At 41.2% G+C, this 17,831-nt stretch carries 15 protein-coding genes, 2 tRNA genes and 2 other annotated features; of the genes, 15 read left to right on the forward strand and 2 right to left on the reverse strand.

Going from position 1 to position 17,831, the window contains the following annotated elements; all coding sequences use genetic code 11:
• The first annotated feature begins 90 nt into the window (after window positions 1-90).
• From ACZ5OK_RS17595 to ACZ5OK_RS17615, 5 genes are all read left to right on the forward strand, one after another.
• On the forward strand, window positions 91-1,428 hold the full coding sequence (locus ACZ5OK_RS17595; protein WP_343843357.1) for a D-alanyl-D-alanine carboxypeptidase family protein: 1,338 nt from the start codon (window positions 91-93) through the stop codon (window positions 1,426-1,428).
• A gap of 80 nt (window positions 1,429-1,508) precedes the next feature.
• Window positions 1,509-2,393: a pyridoxal 5'-phosphate synthase lyase subunit PdxS gene (gene pdxS / locus ACZ5OK_RS17600; protein WP_343843359.1), complete on the forward strand. Its 885-nt coding sequence runs from the start codon at window positions 1,509-1,511 to the stop codon at window positions 2,391-2,393.
• A 21-nt stretch (window positions 2,394-2,414) separates the two neighbouring features.
• Window positions 2,415-3,011: a pyridoxal 5'-phosphate synthase glutaminase subunit PdxT gene (pdxT, locus tag ACZ5OK_RS17605; RefSeq protein ID WP_343843361.1), complete on the forward strand. Its 597-nt coding sequence runs from the start codon at window positions 2,415-2,417 to the stop codon at window positions 3,009-3,011.
• Between the two features lie 40 nt (window positions 3,012-3,051).
• Window positions 3,052-3,275: a binding site (T-box leader), on the forward strand.
• A gap of 135 nt (window positions 3,276-3,410) precedes the next feature.
• Window positions 3,411-4,694 carry a serine--tRNA ligase gene (gene serS / locus ACZ5OK_RS17610; RefSeq protein WP_343843364.1) on the forward strand — a complete coding sequence of 428 codons (1,284 nt, stop codon included), beginning with the start codon at window positions 3,411-3,413 and terminating at the stop codon, window positions 4,692-4,694.
• Window positions 4,695-4,911: 217 nt separating this feature from the next.
• A tRNA-Ser gene (locus tag ACZ5OK_RS17615) sits at window positions 4,912-5,004 on the forward strand.
• 146 nt (window positions 5,005-5,150) lie between these two features.
• Here ACZ5OK_RS17615 and ACZ5OK_RS17620 read toward each other — a convergent pair.
• Window positions 5,151-5,855: a deoxynucleoside kinase gene (locus tag ACZ5OK_RS17620; RefSeq protein WP_343843367.1), complete on the reverse strand. Its 705-nt coding sequence runs from the start codon at window positions 5,853-5,855 to the stop codon at window positions 5,151-5,153.
• On the reverse strand, window positions 5,852-6,493 hold the full coding sequence (locus ACZ5OK_RS17625; protein WP_343843370.1) for a deoxynucleoside kinase: 642 nt from the start codon (window positions 6,491-6,493) through the stop codon (window positions 5,852-5,854). The genes ACZ5OK_RS17620 and ACZ5OK_RS17625 overlap by 4 nt, the downstream gene beginning before the upstream one ends.
• Window positions 6,494-6,724: 231 nt before the next feature.
• Window positions 6,725-6,979, forward strand: a binding site (T-box leader).
• An 82-nt stretch (window positions 6,980-7,061) separates the two neighbouring features.
• Between ACZ5OK_RS17625 and proC the strand changes: the two genes are divergently transcribed.
• The 10 genes from proC (at window position 7,062) to ACZ5OK_RS17675 (ending at window position 17,810) form a co-directional block, all read left to right on the forward strand.
• A complete protein-coding gene (gene proC, locus ACZ5OK_RS17630; protein ID WP_343843372.1) occupies window positions 7,062-7,886 on the forward strand; it encodes a pyrroline-5-carboxylate reductase in 825 nt (274 codons plus the stop codon).
• A gap of 206 nt (window positions 7,887-8,092) precedes the next feature.
• Window positions 8,093-8,165, forward strand: a tRNA-Arg gene (locus tag ACZ5OK_RS17635).
• 133 nt (window positions 8,166-8,298) lie between these two features.
• Entirely contained in the window at window positions 8,299-9,081 is a 783-nt protein-coding gene (locus ACZ5OK_RS17640; protein ID WP_343843374.1) for an HAD family hydrolase, read from the forward strand.
• Window positions 9,082-9,258: 177 nt separating this feature from the next.
• Window positions 9,259-10,611, forward strand: a complete 1,353-nt coding sequence (locus ACZ5OK_RS17645; RefSeq protein WP_343843377.1) for a spore germination protein — start codon at window positions 9,259-9,261, stop codon at window positions 10,609-10,611.
• A 15-nt stretch (window positions 10,612-10,626) separates the two neighbouring features.
• The gene (locus tag ACZ5OK_RS17650; protein WP_343843380.1) at window positions 10,627-11,721 is read left to right on the forward strand and encodes a GerAB/ArcD/ProY family transporter; all 1,095 of its coding nucleotides are present in this window, start codon (window positions 10,627-10,629) and stop codon (window positions 11,719-11,721) included.
• Window positions 11,718-12,818: a Ger(x)C family spore germination protein gene (locus ACZ5OK_RS17655; protein WP_343843383.1), complete on the forward strand. Its 1,101-nt coding sequence runs from the start codon at window positions 11,718-11,720 to the stop codon at window positions 12,816-12,818. The genes ACZ5OK_RS17650 and ACZ5OK_RS17655 overlap by 4 nt, the downstream gene beginning before the upstream one ends.
• A 110-nt stretch (window positions 12,819-12,928) precedes the next feature.
• On the forward strand, window positions 12,929-13,390 hold the full coding sequence (locus ACZ5OK_RS17660) for a hypothetical protein (RefSeq protein ID WP_343843386.1): 462 nt from the start codon (window positions 12,929-12,931) through the stop codon (window positions 13,388-13,390).
• Between the two features lie 299 nt (window positions 13,391-13,689).
• The gene (acsA, locus tag ACZ5OK_RS17665; RefSeq protein WP_343843389.1) at window positions 13,690-15,402 is read left to right on the forward strand and encodes an acetate--CoA ligase; all 1,713 of its coding nucleotides are present in this window, start codon (window positions 13,690-13,692) and stop codon (window positions 15,400-15,402) included.
• A gap of 304 nt (window positions 15,403-15,706) precedes the next feature.
• Window positions 15,707-16,996 (forward strand): purine/pyrimidine permease, encoded by a 1,290-nt coding sequence (locus ACZ5OK_RS17670; protein WP_343843391.1) that lies wholly within the window; start codon window positions 15,707-15,709, stop codon window positions 16,994-16,996.
• A gap of 43 nt (window positions 16,997-17,039) precedes the next feature.
• Window positions 17,040-17,810 (forward strand): DUF3891 family protein, encoded by a 771-nt coding sequence (locus ACZ5OK_RS17675; protein ID WP_343843394.1) that lies wholly within the window; start codon window positions 17,040-17,042, stop codon window positions 17,808-17,810.
• The last annotated feature ends 21 nt before the right edge of the window (window positions 17,811-17,831 follow it).

The raw sequence follows: 17,831 nt of genomic DNA on the forward strand, positions 1-17,831 counted from the left end.
ACATAGATAGTGACTATTCACTGTCTATGTTTTTTTATACCGGTATGATAAAATTGCAAAGGATAGATTAAAATGGTGGAGGTTAGTTTAATGAAAAAGTCAGTAAAAGCTTTGGGAATGGTGATGACTGCCATTCTTATAACAATGGTTGCAATCATTCCAGCACCGATTTCAACCCATGCACAACCCAACAATATTGAAGCAAAATCAGCTATTTTAGTGGATGCAGAAACAGGCCAGATTTTATACGAAAAAGAAGCCGATTTAGCTTTGCCTCCAGCCAGTATGACCAAAATGATGACGGAATACCTGGTACTAGAGGCCATAGAAAATGGAGATATTAGCTGGGATACAACGACAACGATTTCTGATTATGCCTATTGGCTTTCTTCAGATAATGCATTTTCAGGAATTGGTTTGCGTCAAAATAAAGAATATACCGTAGAAGAGCTTTACACAGCGATGGCGGTTAACTCAGATAATGCGACAACCGTTGCACTGGCCGAATTGGTCGCAGGTTCTGAAGGTGAATTTGTAAAAATGATGAATCAGAAGGCTCAGGAGATGGGATTACCAGAAGCTGAGTTTGTGAATTCTACAGGTTTAGGGAATAGTGATTTAGGAGAATATTACCCGGAAGGCACGAGCGCTGATGCAGATAACTATTTATCAGCCAGATCAGCAGCCTTACTGGCCTATCATTTAATTAATGACTACCCTCAAGCCCTTGATTATTCAAGTATTACAGAGGCTAAATTAGATAAAGAATCGTTCACAAACTGGAACTGGATGCTGCCTGGAATGCCGGGACAGCTTGCTCCATTTGGCTATGAAGGCCTGGATGGAATGAAGACGGGATGGACAGATGAAGCAGGCTACTGCTTTACAGGTACTGCTGAACGGAATAACCGCCGACTGATTTCTGTCGTTATGCGAACAGATTCTGAGGAAGCACGATTTGAAGAAACAAGAAAGCTGCTTGACTATGGGTTTAACCAGACAAAGACAGCAGAAATTTACCCTGCTGATTATCAAAAGAAAGACGATTCAACACTCGAGGTCAATAAAGGGAAGGAACAATCGGTGGAAATTGCTACGGATCAGGCGATTCGTGGGGTTGTCCCTTCCGGCGAAGAAAAACCTTATGAAATTGAATTTACCCTTGATAAATCCAAACTTAATGAAGATGGCGAATTAACAGCCCCTCTTAAGAAGGGAGAAGCTGTTGGAACCGCACAAATAAAGTATACAGGTGAAGAGCTTTTTGGATATATAACTGAAGACATCGGCCAAGATGCCAATGTTCAACTGGTTACTCAGGATTCTGTGGAGAAAGCCAACTGGTTTACTCTCACTTTCCGAGCCATTGGTGACTTTTTCTCAGATGTATTTGGCGGAATTGCTGATTGGTTCAAAGGTTTATTTTAAAACAAATTGGATTACTAGGGATTTTCCGTTAAAATAGAACTAAGAAGAAAGTATTCATTATATTCAGGGGGGAAAACACCATGTCCAAAACAGGTACTGATCGTGTGAAACGGGGAATGGCGGAAATGCAAAAGGGCGGCGTCATCATGGATGTCGTTAACGCCGAACAGGCTAAAATCGCTGAAGAAGCGGGAGCCGTTGCGGTAATGGCCCTTGAACGTGTACCAGCTGATATTCGTGCAGCTGGTGGAGTGGCAAGAATGGCTGATCCAACAATCGTCGAAGAAGTTATGAATGCTGTTTCCATTCCGGTTATGGCAAAGGCACGAATTGGCCATATTGTTGAAGCAAGAGTGCTTGAAGCTCTGGGCGTTGACTATATTGATGAAAGTGAAGTGCTGACGCCTGCTGATGAAGTCTATCATATCCATAAAAAAGATTATACAGTTCCGTTTGTATGTGGCTGCCGTGATATTGGAGAGGCTGTGCGTCGTATTGGCGAAGGAGCTTCCATGCTGCGGACTAAAGGAGAGCCTGGTACAGGTAATATTGTGGAAGCGGTTCGTCATATGCGTAAGGTTCAGTCCCAGATCCGTGAAATTTCCGGTTTATCAGAGGACGAGCTCATGGTTTATGCAAAAGAAACAGGGTCTCCTTATGAAATTCTTAAGGAAATTAAAACAGAGGGCCGTTTACCTGTTGTAAATTTTGCAGCTGGCGGTATTGCTACACCTGCTGACGCTGCTCTTATGATGCAGCTGGGAGCAGATGGTGTATTCGTAGGCTCCGGTATCTTTAAATCCGATAATCCGGAGAAATTTGCCCGTTCAATCGTGGAAGCTACCACTCATTACGAAGACTATGAATTAATTGGACAGCTTTCAAAGGATCTTGGTACAGCGATGAAGGGAAGAGAAATGTCTACGCTGACAGAAGCCGATCGCATGCAGGATCGCAGTGAGTAACTAGTAAAGGAGTCATCCATCATGGTAAAAATAGGTGTACTGGGATTACAAGGCGCTGTACAGGAGCATGTCCGTTCAATAGAGGCCTGTGGTGCTGAAGCAGCTGTTATTAAGCGTGTGGATCAGTTAAAAGAGCTGGATGGCCTTATTTTGCCCGGCGGTGAAAGCACAACCATGAGGCGTCTCATAGATAAATATCATTTCTTTGATGCGCTGCGCAGCTTTGGTGAATCAGGAAAACCGATGTTTGGGACGTGTGCAGGAATGATTTTGCTGGCTGGCGATATCGCTGGACAGGAGGATGCTCATTTACAGCTTATGGATATGAAGGTCGCCCGTAATGCTTTTGGACGGCAAAGAGAAAGCTTTGAGGCGGAAATTGAACTAAGAGGGATAGCAGACTCGTTTAATGCTGTGTTTATTCGGGCACCCTATATTCTGGAGACAGGAGAAAATGCGGAAGCTCTTGCAACCTATGATGGTAAAATTGTGGCGGCCAGGCAGGATCACTATTTAACTTGTGCTTTTCATCCTGAGCTAACCGATGATCATCGTCTTACAGAGCATTTTGTCGGGATGGTTAAGGAAGCAACAGAAAAACTTGCATCTTTATCCTAAACAAGGTATATTATAAAGCAACTGGAATATCGATATATTTGCAAAAGCGATGAGAGGAACAAGTAGCAATAGGGCTTATCTCAGAGAACCGGTGGCCGCTGTGAACCGGTATAAGCCTGTTGTGAATCCATCCTCGAGCAGGTATACGGAAACTTTAAGTAAGTATACCCGGTGAAACACCGTTATCAGAAACCAAGCTGGAGGGTCGTATGCCCTCAACTAGGGTGGTATCGCGGGAAACGTAAACAAACTCTCGTCCCTTAATGTTAAGGGATGGGAGTTTTTTGTTGTGCAGGATAGGATCATAAGTTTTCCCGGATTAAAGGATAAGGTTTATGAGATTTTGTGTTTTTCAATATGCGCAGTTATAAGAAATAGAAAATGAAGGAGGAAGTTATCATGTTAGACTTAAAATATTTACGAGATCATTATGATGAAGTAAAAGAAAAACTTGCTCATCGCGGAGAGGATTTAACCGATCTGGATAAATTCGGTGAATGGGATGAAAAGCGCAGAGAATTAATCCGTGAGAGTGAAGAACTAAAGGCGAAGCGAAATGATGTTTCTAAACAGATTTCCGAACTAAAGAAAGAGAAAAAAGACGCAGAACCCATGATTAAGGAAATGCGAGAAGTGGGAGGCAAAATTAAAGAGCTGGATCAGGAACTGAAAGATGTGGAAGAAAACCTGGACACTCTGCTAATGTCGATTCCAAATATTCCGCATGAAAGTGTACCCATCGGTGAGGATGAGGATGATAATGTTGAGGTCCGTACCTGGGGAGAGGTTCCTCAATTCGGATTTGAGGCAAAACCGCATTGGGATTTGGCTGTTGATTTAAATATGATCGATTTTGAACGGGCAGCAAAGATTACAGGCAGCCGTTTTGCCTTTTATAAAGGATTAGGGGCCAGACTGGAACGTGCGTTAATTAACTTTATGATGAACCTCCATGTGGATGAGCACGGCTATTTGGAAGCTATGCCTCCATATATGGTCAATCGGGACAGTTTATTAGGAACAGGACAACTGCCAAAATTTGAAGAGGATTTATTTAAAATAGCTGATTGGGATGGTTATTACTTAATTCCAACAGCAGAAGTGCCCGTAACGAATTATCACCGGGATGAAATCTTAAGTGAAGAGGACCTGCCAAAGAAGTTTGCCGCTTATAGTGCCAATTTCCGTTCAGAAGCAGGCTCAGCCGGTCGTGATACCAGAGGGTTAATCCGTAGGCATCAGTTTAATAAAATTGAGCTGGTTCATCTTGCTAAACCAGAGGAATCCTATGAGGTGCTGGAAGAGTTAACCGGGCATGCAGAGAAGGTACTTCAGTTATTAAAGCTTCCATACCGCGTGATGAACATGTGTACCGGCGACTTAGGTTTCACAGCTGCGAAAAAGTACGACATTGAAGTATGGATGCCAAGCTCTGATACGTACCGTGAAATTTCTTCCTGCTCGAATTTTGAGGATTTTCAGGCCCGCCGCGCTAGAATACGTTTCCGCCGTGGACAAAAGGGTAAGCCGGAATTTGTTCATACATTAAACGGATCCGGATTGGCAGTTGGCCGTACGATGGCAGCCATTATCGAGAATTATCAGCAGGAGGATGGCTCCATCTTAATCCCTGAGCCATTACGTCCTTATATGGGCAACCGTGAATATATTAAAGCGGAATAAAAGAAATCTGTACAGGTAAAGCAAGTATTCTGCAAGCAGCCCTATGGATGAAATGGTTCATGGGGCTTATGATTTGGGCTATTAGAGCATTCTTTCGGGAGTTGGAGTATAGACTCTTCCCTTTTACAAAACCCTCATAAATTGTATGAAAAATAAAACTTCTCTTTCCCCCTTGCAGAATAAAAAAGGGTATGATATATTATCATAGTGTCATTAAGGAGGAGTACCCAAGTCCGGCTGAAGGGATCGGTCTTGAAAACCGACAGGGGTGTCAAAGCCCGCGGGGGTTCGAATCCCTCCTCCTCCGCCATAAAATCAGCGTATAAATATTGGAGATATAACGGAAACAAGGAAATCGTTACTTTGGGTAACGATTTTTTTTTATTATATAATTGTAAAAAAATCCGCTTAATCTTTTAGATAAGCGGATTAATTAACGTATATAACGTATATAGATTATTCGACAAAATTCGGGTGGTGACAGGCACCACTACCAGTGTATTTACGGGAATGCTGGATGAAATGTCCGATTCGCTCCAAGATCGGCTCAATGGACGTTTGATCATTAATAATATCGTAATCAGCAATGTTAATTCGCATCACCGGGCAGGCATTGAAGTCATTAATCCAGGCCTGATAACGGTCGTACATTTCCTTCCAATAATCCACAGGGGTCTGCTGTTCCATAGGACGACCACGTTTTTGAATTCGATCCAAAATATGATCAAAGGATCCCTCTAAATAAATGAGCAGATCCGGATGAGGAAAGTATGGGGTCATCACCATAGAATCAAATAAACTTTTATAGGTCTGATAGTCTGTTTCCGACATCGTGCCTTTTTCATAATGCATCTTGGCAAAAATTCCGGTATCTTCATAAATGGAGCGGTCCTGAACAAATCCGCCGCCATATTCAAAGATCTTTTTTTGTTCCTTAAAGCGCTCGGCTAAGAAGTAAATTTGTAAGTGAAAGCTCCAGCGTTCAAAGTCATCATAAAACTTATCCAAATAGGGATTGGCATCGACCTTTTCAAAGGACGTTTTAAAGTTTAAAGCATTGGCTAATGCATTTGTCATCGTTGACTTTCCGACCCCTACCGTTCCTGCGATGGTGATGACTGAATCGTTAGGGATATTCAGGCGATGATTTCCGTTCGTCATAACACGGCTTCCCCCTCTTTTAATGACTTTTCCACCTTTTTCAGGACGTATTCCAAGTCTTCCTGTCTATTTACAAAATCCAGCTCATCACCATTAAAGCGGACCACTGGAATTTCCGGGTTTTCCGTTTCAAACTGATTCATAAATACTTCATAATCATGAGATAACTGTTCTAAATAAGATGCTTGTATATTTTGTTCCAAAGAACGCCCCCGTTTACGGATTCGCTCTAAAAAAGTATCTAAGCTTGCATGTAAATATATCATAATATTAGGCCTTGGCATATCATCAGTTAAAATATGGAAAATCTGATTGTATTTATCATACTGGTGGTCTTTAAGTGTACGTTTTGCAAAAATCATATTCTTGGAAATATGATAATCGGATACAACAGGCTTGCCCTGCTTCAAGTATTTTCGATCAATATCCTCCAGCTGCTTATACCGATTGCACAGGAAGAACATCTCGGTTTGAAAGCTCCACTCCTCAATGTTATCGTAAAATTTCCCGAGAAATGGATTCTCCTCTACAATTTCCTTTAATAAGTGAAATTGAAAATGGGCATTGATCTTTTTTGCCAAAGAGGTTTTTCCGACTCCAATTGGACCTTCAACAGCAATAAAAGGTATTTGTCCCATGGTTTCGCTCCCTTCAACTACATCGCTCAGTGTCCATGTTTCTACAAAAATAGACAGATTATATTTTATCATAGATACACCGGTCGTGACATAAGAATAAAAATGCAATTTATGCAGGATTTTAAATCGATATTTGTGCTGCTGCAGGAAGGGGAGAACAGGCCATTTCCGCTTTTTGTTCTTGACATTTTCACACATTCCTTGCATAATACTATAAAATATACTGAATAATGATAAGCTGTGAACAGGCCAGTAGATAATGGCTCGGGTGAAAAGAGATTGGAATTCACCGGCTGAAAGATTCCATCACCTGGAGATTATCGAAACCTACCTGGGAGCTATCAGGGCGATAAACCTTGATCGCAAGCCTAGCGTTACAGGCTGGAGAGGACATCTTTAAAACGGAAATCTTTGTCTAAACGTTTCCCTTTTTTTCAGATGTCAATTCAAGGTGGTACCGCGGAGTCAGCCCATTCCGTCCTTAACGTAAGGATGGAGTGGGTTTTTTAAATGATGGAATGTTGAACTTTGTTTGTTTTGGATATAAACAATTTTAGGAGGAAAAAAGATGGTTAATAAAATTGCTTTTGTAGGTGCAGGTGCCATGGCCGAGTCGATACTATCCGGAATTCTGAATAAGCAGGTCATTCGTCCGGAGCAGGTTTATGTGACCAATAAAGAGGATCAGGAACGCTTAAAACATATGAAATCGACCTATGGGGTAAAAACTTTAAGCGAAAAAAGGGAAGTTGTGGCAGATGCGGATATGGTCATCCTTGCTATGAAACCAAAGGATGTTACGGATGCCATTGAATCGATAAGAGAATTCGTTTCAGAGGATCAGATGGTTGTATCTGTATTAGCCGGAATTTCAACTTCTTATATAGAATCAGAATTAGGGAAAGAGGTTTCGGTGATTCGTGCCATGCCGAACACATCAGCATCCATTGGTTTTTCTGCGACAGCCATTGCAGCCGGAACCTATGCAAATGCTGCTCAAATGGATATGGTTCAGGAGCTGTTTCAAACCATAGGTACGACGACGGTTGTAGATGAGGATGACTTGCATGTAGTCACAGGTTTATCCGGAAGCGGTCCGGCGTACATTTATTATTTAGTAGAGGCGATGGAAGCAGCCGCAAAGGAATCAGGCCTGAAAGAGGATATTTCAAAGGAGTTAATTGTGCAAACTCTAGTAGGAGCAGCTGAAATGCTGAAAAATACGGAATCAAGTCCTGAAGAGCTCCGTCAAAATATCACCAGCCCAGGCGGAACCACGCAGGCAGGACTCGAAACCCTGAAAAAATACAAGTATCAGGAAGCCTTGATGGAATGTGTGAAAAATGCAAAAGAGCGTTCAATAGAGCTGGGAAGACCTTATCAGCGGGTTTAGAGGTTATGTCAGGGCCTGGGCAGAAGTAAGTATGGAGCAGTAAAAGTCTCATGCGCGAGTACAACTGCTTATGCTCCAGGCCCACACCAAAGGGAGATGATTCAGACTGTCATCAGAATGTTTTTAAGTGGACCCTGCTTTTTAGATCAATCCTATCCCTTTTCAATTGGAGTATTATTTTGTATAATAAATAATGTTTTCACTTTGGCTCCGTAGCTCAGGGGATAGAGCGTCGGTTTCCTAAACCGTGCGTCGCAGGTTCGAATCCTGCCGGGGCCGTTTAATAGAGAAAGTTTTTAAAGAAAGCCTGGTACATCTGTACTGGGCTTCTTTTTTGTTATATATAATAGATTTTCTTGTAAATCTCCTGTAAGATTCAAATTAGAGACAGAAATTCAGGAGGTAAGCAACTATGATCAAACTAATCGTCAGTGATTTAGACGGGACACTGCTAAGCTATCATAAAGGACTTCTCGAACGGGATAAGGAAGCCATTCTGCATGCTGTCGGCAATGGTACTGAATTTAGTGTCGCCAGTGGACGGATGGATGTGGAAATTAAAGAAGTGATGGGAATGATTGGTGCAACCGGTCACCGCATCAGTCAAAATGGCTCCTTTGTCTACTCAAAGGATGAGGAACGGATTTACGGTCAGGTGTTTTCCAAGAACGATGTGTTAGCCCTTTATCAATTTTTGAATTCCATATATGCTCCTTTGACGATTTTTTCAGAGAATCAGGGATTTGTAAATGATGCAACCCGGCTAAAATCTGTAGATATGAGTCGCTTATTTTTCCCGATTGAACTGGATACAAACCTTACAGATCGTATTCAAAAAGGCCTTGAGGTGTCAAAAATATCGGTAAACAGTGACCATACAGAATGGTTGAAGCGAATTCAGGCAAAGATTGAAGAACAATTTTCATTTATTGCGGATTCGTTTATTTCCGATCCGGAGTGTCTGGATATTATGCCAAAAGCGATTAATAAGGGAAAAGGTGTAAAAGCCATTATGGATGCTTATCACTTACTTCCTGAGGAAATTATGTGCATTGGCGACTCCTATAACGACATTTCCATGTTTCAATTAACACCTCATAGCTATGTGATGAGTCAGGCCGATGAAGAAGTGAAAGCCTATGCTGCACATGAGGTCACTTATGTATATGAAGCATTGGAAGCACTGCATAAGTAAATAGATGAAAAAGCTGATTGCACAACGCACCTATTCGGTGGGGACCTGCAATCAGCTTTTTTTATTGTGATGGTTTAGTGCTTTAAAGTGGTGCGGGACAGTCCCGAGGTATAATCTTTATTTCCCGGCAGAAACTATAAACTGCGATGAGTTATTGAGTCAAAGGGGTTTATATACATGTTTTCGTTTAAGAAAAGTGAAGTGGAGCGGGTTAAGCCGGTACTTGAAAAGCAGTTTAAAGCAACGGAGGATGCTCAGTTCAGAACGTTGTCGCTGGAAAATGACCAGGAGATTGAACTGGTGTATATTCAGACAGTCATTGACAATGCCAACATTCATGAACAATTTTTTAAGCCCTTTTTTGAAATAAATGATGTAACAAGATATGAGTCCTATTTAAAATCACTGCCGAATTTCAAGGAATTTAAAGATGAACAGGATACGGTTAAAGAAATGCTTCATGGCTCTGTCGTGATTTTTATTAAGGATCAAGTATATATCGTTGGATTCATTCATCAGGAAAACTCACAGGTGCTGGATGCGAGTGTGGAAACGACGATTTTAGGACCGCAGAAGGCCTTAAGTGAAAATATTTATACCAATCTTAACCTTATTCGGCACCGCTACCATAAAAAAAGCTTAAGGGTTGAAAAGGCACCTGATATTGGCAGTAAGTCAAATATTCAGGTTTGTATTCTTTATGACGAAAAAGAGGCAGAGCCAAAAATAGTGGATCAGGTAAAGAAAAGACTGGATCAAGCGAACCGACCGATTGTACAGTCTGCCGGAGAATTGCACAGAGCACTGACCAATAGGAAAAGGCGCATGTTCCCTACACTACTGGTAACCGAGAGACCTGATCGGATCGCTTATAATTTATCGCAGGGAAAGGTCATTATTATGATTGAAGGAATCCCGTTTGTTTTGATTGGTCCCACGGTCTTTTATGATTTCATGAGTTCAATGGAGGATTTTTATCAGCCTTATTGGGTGTCTAAATTTCTCATTATATTGCGATATGTCGGTTTATTTATCAGTCTCTTTCTTCCATCTGCATACGTAGGCATTATTTCGTATAACCCCGAAGTACTGCGGATTCAACTCGCTTTTTCCATCGCTGGCAGTCGTATGCCGGTTCCGTACCCTTCATACCTCGAAGTGTTATTTATGTTAATTATGATGGAAATGCTTGTAGAGGCATCGATTCGTCTTCCTAAAACGATCGGTCCTACCGCAACTACGGTTGGTGGTTTAATTTTAGGACAGGCGGCAACCGACGCCGGACTGGTTTCAAACATCATGATTATCATTGTGGCCGCCGTTGCTATATCCAATTTCATTATTCCGATTAATGAAATGAGCTTTGCGATGAGAGTTATGAAATATCTCCTGTTACTGATTACGACTTTATCAGGATTGATTGGTCTTGTGCTGGGAACGGTTGGTCTTATTTATTACCTTGTTTATTTAGACAGCTTCGGAAAGCCCTATTTAAAACTGTTTACGAGTCGTCAAAAGCAACATATATAGGGAAGAAGGGATTCGGTGAGTCGCTACTTTTACTATTTAGTTATTCTGAATATGCTTGCGAATGTTGTAGCCCTGGTGCCCAGGATTTTAATTGAAGAACGGGTCAATGGTGTGGTGACTTCTTTAATGATTGCCATTATTATTACCCTGATTTATTGTCTTGTCTATACAAATTCCATGCTTAAATTCCCCGGTCAGGGGCAGCCTGAAATCATTAAAAAATATACGCCAAAATGGTTTGCATCCGGTTATTTATTTTTTATTGGAATTTTGTATTTCCTCGGGACTTGGTTTGTTCTTTTATCCTTTATTGATATTACCAAGAGATTTATTAATCCGGAAATGCCTGCATTGTATATATCGGTTCTCTTTTTGTCCATTATTTGCCTGGGGGCTCTGATGAAGACAGAAAAAACCTTATATGCGCTTGAAATTATTATGATTATTAGCCTCCCGCTCATTACTGGGATCTTTTTAAAAGCATTTTTGAATGAACACATAAGCTGGGATGCCATCCGGATTGTTTTTACACATACGATTGAACCCCCTTCCAATACTAGTATTGGAGCTGGTGCTTATTCATTGGTGGGCTTTTATTTTATATCTATTTATAATCGAGTGCTGAAAAATAGAGTAGAAGGAATGGGAGTTTGGCGAATTGTGCTGATTGGAATTGCCGGAACCATTAATATCTTCACCTCCCTTTTAGTCCCAATTGGCATGAATGGCATTGATGGAGCAGAGAATTATATTTATCCCTGGTTTTCAACGGCTGATGCCTTAAGAATGGAATTTGGCTTTATTGAAAGGGTACTCTATATTTTTCTTTTACTTTATATAGGCATTTCCATGATAAGTGCAACCATTACCTGTCACATTGCAATGGAGCATGTCAGAAGTGTCCTTCCGGAGATAAAATGGAAGGAAGTAAAAATTGTGCCGGTCATGATGGCTATCCTTTTTTCGCTGGCTACCATTCTGGGTTACTTTTTTCTTAGTCAAGTTCAGGTTTATGAACTGGCAAAAATGTTTTTTTCTCTATTATTGTTTGCGGGCGCATTTTCGTGTGCGGTCTTGTTCTATGCAGTGAGGAGGTCTAAGCAGAAATGAAGAACCTCTGCAGGCTTAGTGGCTTATTTGTTTTTGTTATGGTTCTTTTAACAGGCTGCGGTTTCAAAGATATTGATAAGCGCGCATTTGTGGTCGGAATTGGTATAGATAAAACTGAACAGAATCAGGAGGGCTATGAAGTTACTTTAAAGGTGGCGTTTCCCAGTTCAGGATCAGAAGAATTAGGGGATCAATTTGAGCTTTTAAGTTCAAAAGGAAGTACGATTGCTGAGGCGATACAATTGATTAAGGCCAAGGTGAGTAATGAGCTTGATTTTGGTCACATGAAGGTTATTGTGCTGGGGGAAAAGGTTTTAAGTAAGGATATCGGCAAAACTATGGATTGGTTTACCAGAAGACGGGATATTCAGCAGATTGCACTCATCACCATCGGAAAGCCGGATGCAAAAACAATCTTAAGTATCGAACCAAAAGGAGAACGTCTGCCCTCAAATAAGCTGTTTATGTTTTTTGACGAAGCCGGGACTGAATCTCCCTATGTCACTACGAAGTTTCTCTATAACCTGCGCCGCGATTTGGAGGAAAGAGGAATCGATGGCTATCTCCCGATTGTACAGGCAGAGAAGGATAACTTTTCGATAACCACAATGTCCGTTTTTAAACAAGGCGTTGATCCTCTTCACCTAACTAAAAAGGAGACGAAGCTGTTTAATATGCTGAAAAAGGGCTATGACAAGGAAAGTATAAAGGTGAATGCCAAAGATGAATTTTTTATGCTGGCTGTCGATTCATTAAATACCGAATATCAGATTAAACAAAAGCAAAACCAAAAGATTTCCATAGAGGTTATCGTAGACATATCTGGTGTTATTGAGGAGAGTAAGGTTGAGCTTAAGGAAGGAAAACTGGACAAATACAATAAACTTGCAGAAAAAGTGTTAACAAAGGATATAAATAAGTTGCTGGCAAAATTTCAGGAAACGAAAATGGATCCGGTTGGGTTTGGTTTAAGGTATCGTGCCACTCGGTCCGGCACTGAAAATGAAAAATGGAAGGCGTGGAAGTCGTTATATCCAGAAGCAGGAATCAACGTTCGGGTAAATGCGGATATTACAGGAACAGGAATTATTGAATAAAAATAGGCGCCTGTAAACACTCATGATCTACGTATTGCATCTACTAATAAAGGCCGGCTATAACTGTTTTTCTGGAAAGGTGTGATACGATTCTGGAACAGTTATTAAGTATGGAGTTTACAGGTGTTGTTGCATTAACCTTCCTTTTATATGCAATCCGAAGGGCAAGTAAAATCAGTAACCGGAATATTCCACTTGCAGGTATCGTTCTGGGTATTGGATTTGCTGCATTTGAAGCAAAAGGGTTCAGCTTTGATATTTTTATGAAAGGCTTGCAATACGCATTGTACGCAGTTGGAATGGTTGCCGGATACAAATATTCACGAGAAAAACCCAGCCAAAAGAATACTTCTCTATTAACAGGCTTAAAAAAGGGTATAAAGCTATTCTCCAATAAAAAGAATGCTAACATTGATCGTGATCGTGGGAAGAAAGGAAGCAGCAGCATCCCCCCTCAAGATATGCAAAGTACCGAAAGCACTCAGGATAATAAAAGTAACGAAAAACAGGTGAACAGCAGCAAGCCTGCAAAAAATGAGGATTTACCCGTAAGCGGAGAGGCAGATATTTAATCTGTCTCTCATTTTTTTGTCTCAGGTAAGTAAATATCCGCTTCTATGACGGTGTCTGCAATCAGGCAATCGGATGGCCTATAAAAACATGGGTACATCCAAAGCTAAGAATGGACAAAAGAGAGGACATTTTTCCTATATAAAACCTGTCTATAAAATAGGACTTTAAATATTTGGAATTTTTCGATAGAATAGAAAGGACAAAGGGGAATTTTTTTAATAAATAGTTTAGGTATTGCATAGGTTTGTAGTAATTGTAAAAGCAATATGAAAACGATTTCAAAGGGGTGGAGAAACGTATGAATATGAATCCAATACCTGCCAGAGAAGGAAATCATAATTTACAGGATTATGAGAAGGTGTATAACAGCTTTGACTGGAGCGAAATGAAGAGGTATTTTTCCTGGAATTCAACCGGAAAAGTCAATATGGCCTATGAAGCCGTTGACCGTCATGCGGAGAATCCTGATAAAAAGGATCAGGCAGCATTATTATATTCTGCACCTGATCGTGAAGAGTCCTTAACTTTTGATGAGTTGAAGAAAAAGAGTAATCAATTCGCGAATGTATTAAGGAAGCATCAGATTGAAAAAGGCGATCGTGTATTTCTTTTCATGCCGAGAAGCCCTGAGTTCTATATGAGTTTTTTAGGTATTTTAAAGGTTGGTGCCATTGCCGGCCCTTTATTTGAAGCATTTATGGAACAGGCTGTGCATGATCGCCTGGAGGATAGTGAAGCAAAGATGTTAATTACAACTCCTGAATTACTGGGCCGTGTTCCACAGGATAAACTTCCTCATTTGAAACAGATTGTGTTAGTGGGCGGCATGGAGGATGGAAGTCAGTATATCAGCTTTGAAGAGGAAATGAAGAATGCCTCTGAATCCTTTGATATTGAATGGGTAGATTTGGAAGATGGAATGGTCATCCACTATACATCAGGATCTACAGGTAAACCAAAGGGTGTTTACCATGTGCATAATGCAATGATTCAGCACCTGGCTACAGGACAATGGGTACTGGATTTAAAAGAGGATGATGTCTATTGGTGCACAGCTGATCCAGGCTGGGTAACCGGAACAAGCTATGGAGTATTTGCCCCGTGGCTAAATGGGGTAACCAATGTTGTGCGTGGGGGACGATTCAGCCCTGAAGACTGGTATGGCACAATAGAAAAATATAAAGTCACTGTATGGTATTCCGCACCAACGGCCTTCCGTAAATTCCTGAGTGCCGGCAGTGAGGTGGCGAATAAGTTTGACCTATCCTCCTTACGTCATATCCTGAGTGTCGGTGAACCATTGAATCCTGAAGTTATCCACTGGGGAATGGATGCCTTTAATAAGCGGATTCATGATAACTGGTGGATGACTGAAACAGGAGCCCAATTAATTAGTAATTATCCTGTTATGGATATCAAACCGGGCTCTATGGGTAAGCCGATCCCTGGTGTTGAGGCTGCGATTATTGACAACGAAGGTAATAAACTTCCGCCTAACCAGATGGGGAACCTGGCCATTAAAAAGGGATGGCCTTCGATGATGCGTCAGATCTGGAAGCGTCCTGAAAAATATGAAAGCTACTTCATCGGTGACTGGTATGTGTCCGGTGACAGTGCTTATATGGATGAAGATGGCTACTTCTGGTTCCAGGGACGTCTTGATGATGTGATTAATACATCCGGTGAGCGTGTAGGACCATTTGAAGTAGAAAGTAAATTAATCGAGCATCCTGCTGTTGCCGAGGCGGGAGTTATTGGTAAGCCGGATCCGGAGCGCGGTGAAATTATTAAGGCATTTGTAACGCTTCGTGAGGGTCATCAGGAATCCGATGATTTACTTGAGGATATTCGCAAATTTGTTAAAACCGGTTTAAGTGCCCATGCTGCTCCAAGAGAAATTGAAATCCGGGATACCATTCCGAAAACTCGAAGCGGTAAAATTATGCGTCGCCTGCTAAAATCCTGGGAGCTTGGGCTTCCTACAGGAGATACATCAACGTTAGAGGAATAAGAATAGGAAAGATAGGGGTCAAAGGCTGATCCCTATCTTTTATTTTTCAAGCCGTTCCAGTCTTTCTTCAATTTGATCCAGTCTATCATGAATAGGCTTTAAAGCTTCCTTCAGAATAGTTTTCAGGTTTTCCCTGCGCGTATCTTCCATGAAAACCCTCCTTAATTTCTATATCATGATTATAAGAGATTTTCATATCTTATAGAGTCGGGCATTTTAACATCTTTATGACATCTCTCCATTTCCTATCGTTCTAAACTTTAGTATGATGGAAATAGAATTTTCTGCACAAGGAGTGGCCTTCATGAATTCAGTAAAAGACTTACAAAACTCCACACTTGAAACTTTGCAATGGTTTATTTTTTTGTTAGCAAGCTCTATTGCACTGCCCATAGTAATAGGATCTGTCTATGATATGTCCCTGCACGAGGTGTCCGGTTTAATGCAACGGACATTTTTTGTGGTAGGGATTGCCTGTTTTCTTCAGGGTTTGATTGGACATCGATTACCGATTGTGGACGGACCGGCAGGAATATGGATCAGCACATTTACCGTTTATGCGGCTACTGCGGTTGAAAGTGGCAGAAGTTTAGGAGAGACGCTGCAGGTCCTTCAGACAGCTATGATTTTAACCGGTCTCTTTTTAGTGATTTTTGGCCTGTTTCACTTATCGCAAAAAATGCTATCTATTTTTACACCACTTGTTACAGGGTCCTTTTTATTTATGTTAACCATTCAGTTAAGCGGCACCTTTTTACAGGGAATGATGGGGATAGGCGAAAAAGGCTCCGTAGCCCAATTGGATGCTACCCTTATTTCCTTTTTCGTGTTTTTCTTTGTTTTGTTATTTTCCATTCTCGGGAAGGGCCCCTTAAAGAACTACGCGATTTTAATTGGCATCGGTCTTGGGTGGGTGATTTATGCCATTGTTCATGGACAGGCCTCTGCGGATACATCGTTACCTGTTATTCAAATTCCGGAAGCTTTCGCCTGGGGCCTGCCGGTTTGGGATATAAGTATGATTCCTATTGCATTTATTACAGCCATCATTTTGTTATCGAATATAGTCGCCTCACTGGGAGCCGCTAATCAGACAATGAAGGGAAAGAATTCTTTCACACCGGAGGAGATGAATAAGGGGAGCTATACGCTGGGAATTAATCAGGGATTGTCTGCTTTATTTTCCAGTGTAGCTGTTGTAACACTGGCATCTTCGTCAGGATTTATGGAATTAACCGGTCAAAGAAGAAAACGTCCATTTATGTATGCAGCCATTTTACTCATGCTTATTGCTTTCTTCCCGCCAATTGTTGCCTTTTTATCCAAAATTCCATCACCTGTTGCCAATGCTGCATTATTGGCTACCTTTGTTCAGCTTATGGGAATAGGACTGTGGAATATTGTGAGTGAGAAGCTGGACCAGAGAAGGCTCACCATTTTAGGGATTACTTTTTTAACCGGAATTGGGCTTATGTTTATCCCGGCCAGTGCCTTTGTTGGGTTACCGGGATTTGCACAAAATCTGGTCAGTAATGGATTGCTGATGGGAACCGTTATGATTATTTTATTGGAACAGCTTTGGAAGGATAAGTAATAGAATAACGGTATAAAAGGATGGCTGAAAGGAGGGTTATCTGATGATTGTTGTATTTACCGGGGAAAGTATCCGGATGGTGGAACAGCATGAGCATGGAAAAGTTTCCGGGGAAATGGCCAAATACATTCATCCAGATTTATTTCCTGAATCTCAGTTAAGGTCTAATGTGGAATTTGCCATTACCTATCATGATTATGCATGGAAAGAAATTGATCAGCATCCACGCTTGAATGATGAAACCGATGCTCCTTACTCTTTTACAGATTATCCGCTAACAGCTAAGTTGGCCAGCTATGAAAAGGGAATTGATTTTGTTCAGAATCATTCAGCATATGCCGGGCTTTTGTGCAGCCTGCATTATTCGTCGTTTTTTTCATCGGAATCGACAAATCCGGTCATAAAATCATTTATTTCCCGGGAAATGGACAGACGCCAGCAAATGAAAAGTCGAAATTCAGCCTTTCAAAATGAGGAAATATTGGATTGTCACTTTAAATGGCTTCAGTTTTGTGATGACTTATCTCTTTATTTATGTATGAATGAACCAGGGGCGGCTAAAGAAGAGGAGGTGTCCTGGTTTCAAAATGGATTCAGACAAACCTTTCCGTTTGCACCAGGAGGGATGCAAGCTAACTGGAAGGATCCATATACGATTGGTGTAGCGCCCTTTCCTTTTAAGGAGGCGTTCCAGGTGAGGGTACCTTTTAAAGGTTTCAATACAAAGGATTTTCAGGAAAATGGCCTGGCAGACATCTACCAGAATACAGAATTCTCGATGTTTACTTTTACCATCGAATCTGAAGGAGATTAATGAAAATGCTGTCTCAAACAG

This window comes from Salinibacillus aidingensis (genome assembly GCF_055393355.1).

Excerpts from the sequence above, each read along its gene's own strand:
- ACZ5OK_RS17595 (WP_343843357.1), top strand. The coding sequence starts at position 91 with ATGAAAAAGTCAGTAAAAGCTTTGGGAATGGTGATGACTGCCATTCTT.
- pdxS (WP_343843359.1), top strand. The coding sequence starts at position 1,509 with ATGTCCAAAACAGGTACTGATCGTGTGAAACGGGGAATGGCGGAAATG.
- pdxT (WP_343843361.1), top strand. The coding sequence starts at position 2,415 with ATGGTAAAAATAGGTGTACTGGGATTACAAGGCGCTGTACAGGAGCAT.
- serS (WP_343843364.1), top strand. The coding sequence starts at position 3,411 with ATGTTAGACTTAAAATATTTACGAGATCATTATGATGAAGTAAAAGAA.
- ACZ5OK_RS17620 (WP_343843367.1), bottom strand. The coding sequence starts at position 5,855 with ATGACGAACGGAAATCATCGCCTGAATATCCCTAACGATTCAGTCATC.
- ACZ5OK_RS17625 (WP_343843370.1), bottom strand. The coding sequence starts at position 6,493 with ATGGGACAAATACCTTTTATTGCTGTTGAAGGTCCAATTGGAGTCGGA.
- proC (WP_343843372.1), top strand. The coding sequence starts at position 7,062 with ATGGTTAATAAAATTGCTTTTGTAGGTGCAGGTGCCATGGCCGAGTCG.
- ACZ5OK_RS17640 (WP_343843374.1), top strand. The coding sequence starts at position 8,299 with ATGATCAAACTAATCGTCAGTGATTTAGACGGGACACTGCTAAGCTAT.
- ACZ5OK_RS17645 (WP_343843377.1), top strand. The coding sequence starts at position 9,259 with ATGTTTTCGTTTAAGAAAAGTGAAGTGGAGCGGGTTAAGCCGGTACTT.
- ACZ5OK_RS17655 (WP_343843383.1), top strand. The coding sequence starts at position 11,718 with ATGAAGAACCTCTGCAGGCTTAGTGGCTTATTTGTTTTTGTTATGGTT.
- ACZ5OK_RS17660 (WP_343843386.1), top strand. The coding sequence starts at position 12,929 with ATGGAGTTTACAGGTGTTGTTGCATTAACCTTCCTTTTATATGCAATC.
- acsA (WP_343843389.1), top strand. The coding sequence starts at position 13,690 with ATGAATATGAATCCAATACCTGCCAGAGAAGGAAATCATAATTTACAG.
- ACZ5OK_RS17670 (WP_343843391.1), top strand. The coding sequence starts at position 15,707 with ATGAATTCAGTAAAAGACTTACAAAACTCCACACTTGAAACTTTGCAA.
- ACZ5OK_RS17675 (WP_343843394.1), top strand. The coding sequence starts at position 17,040 with ATGATTGTTGTATTTACCGGGGAAAGTATCCGGATGGTGGAACAGCAT.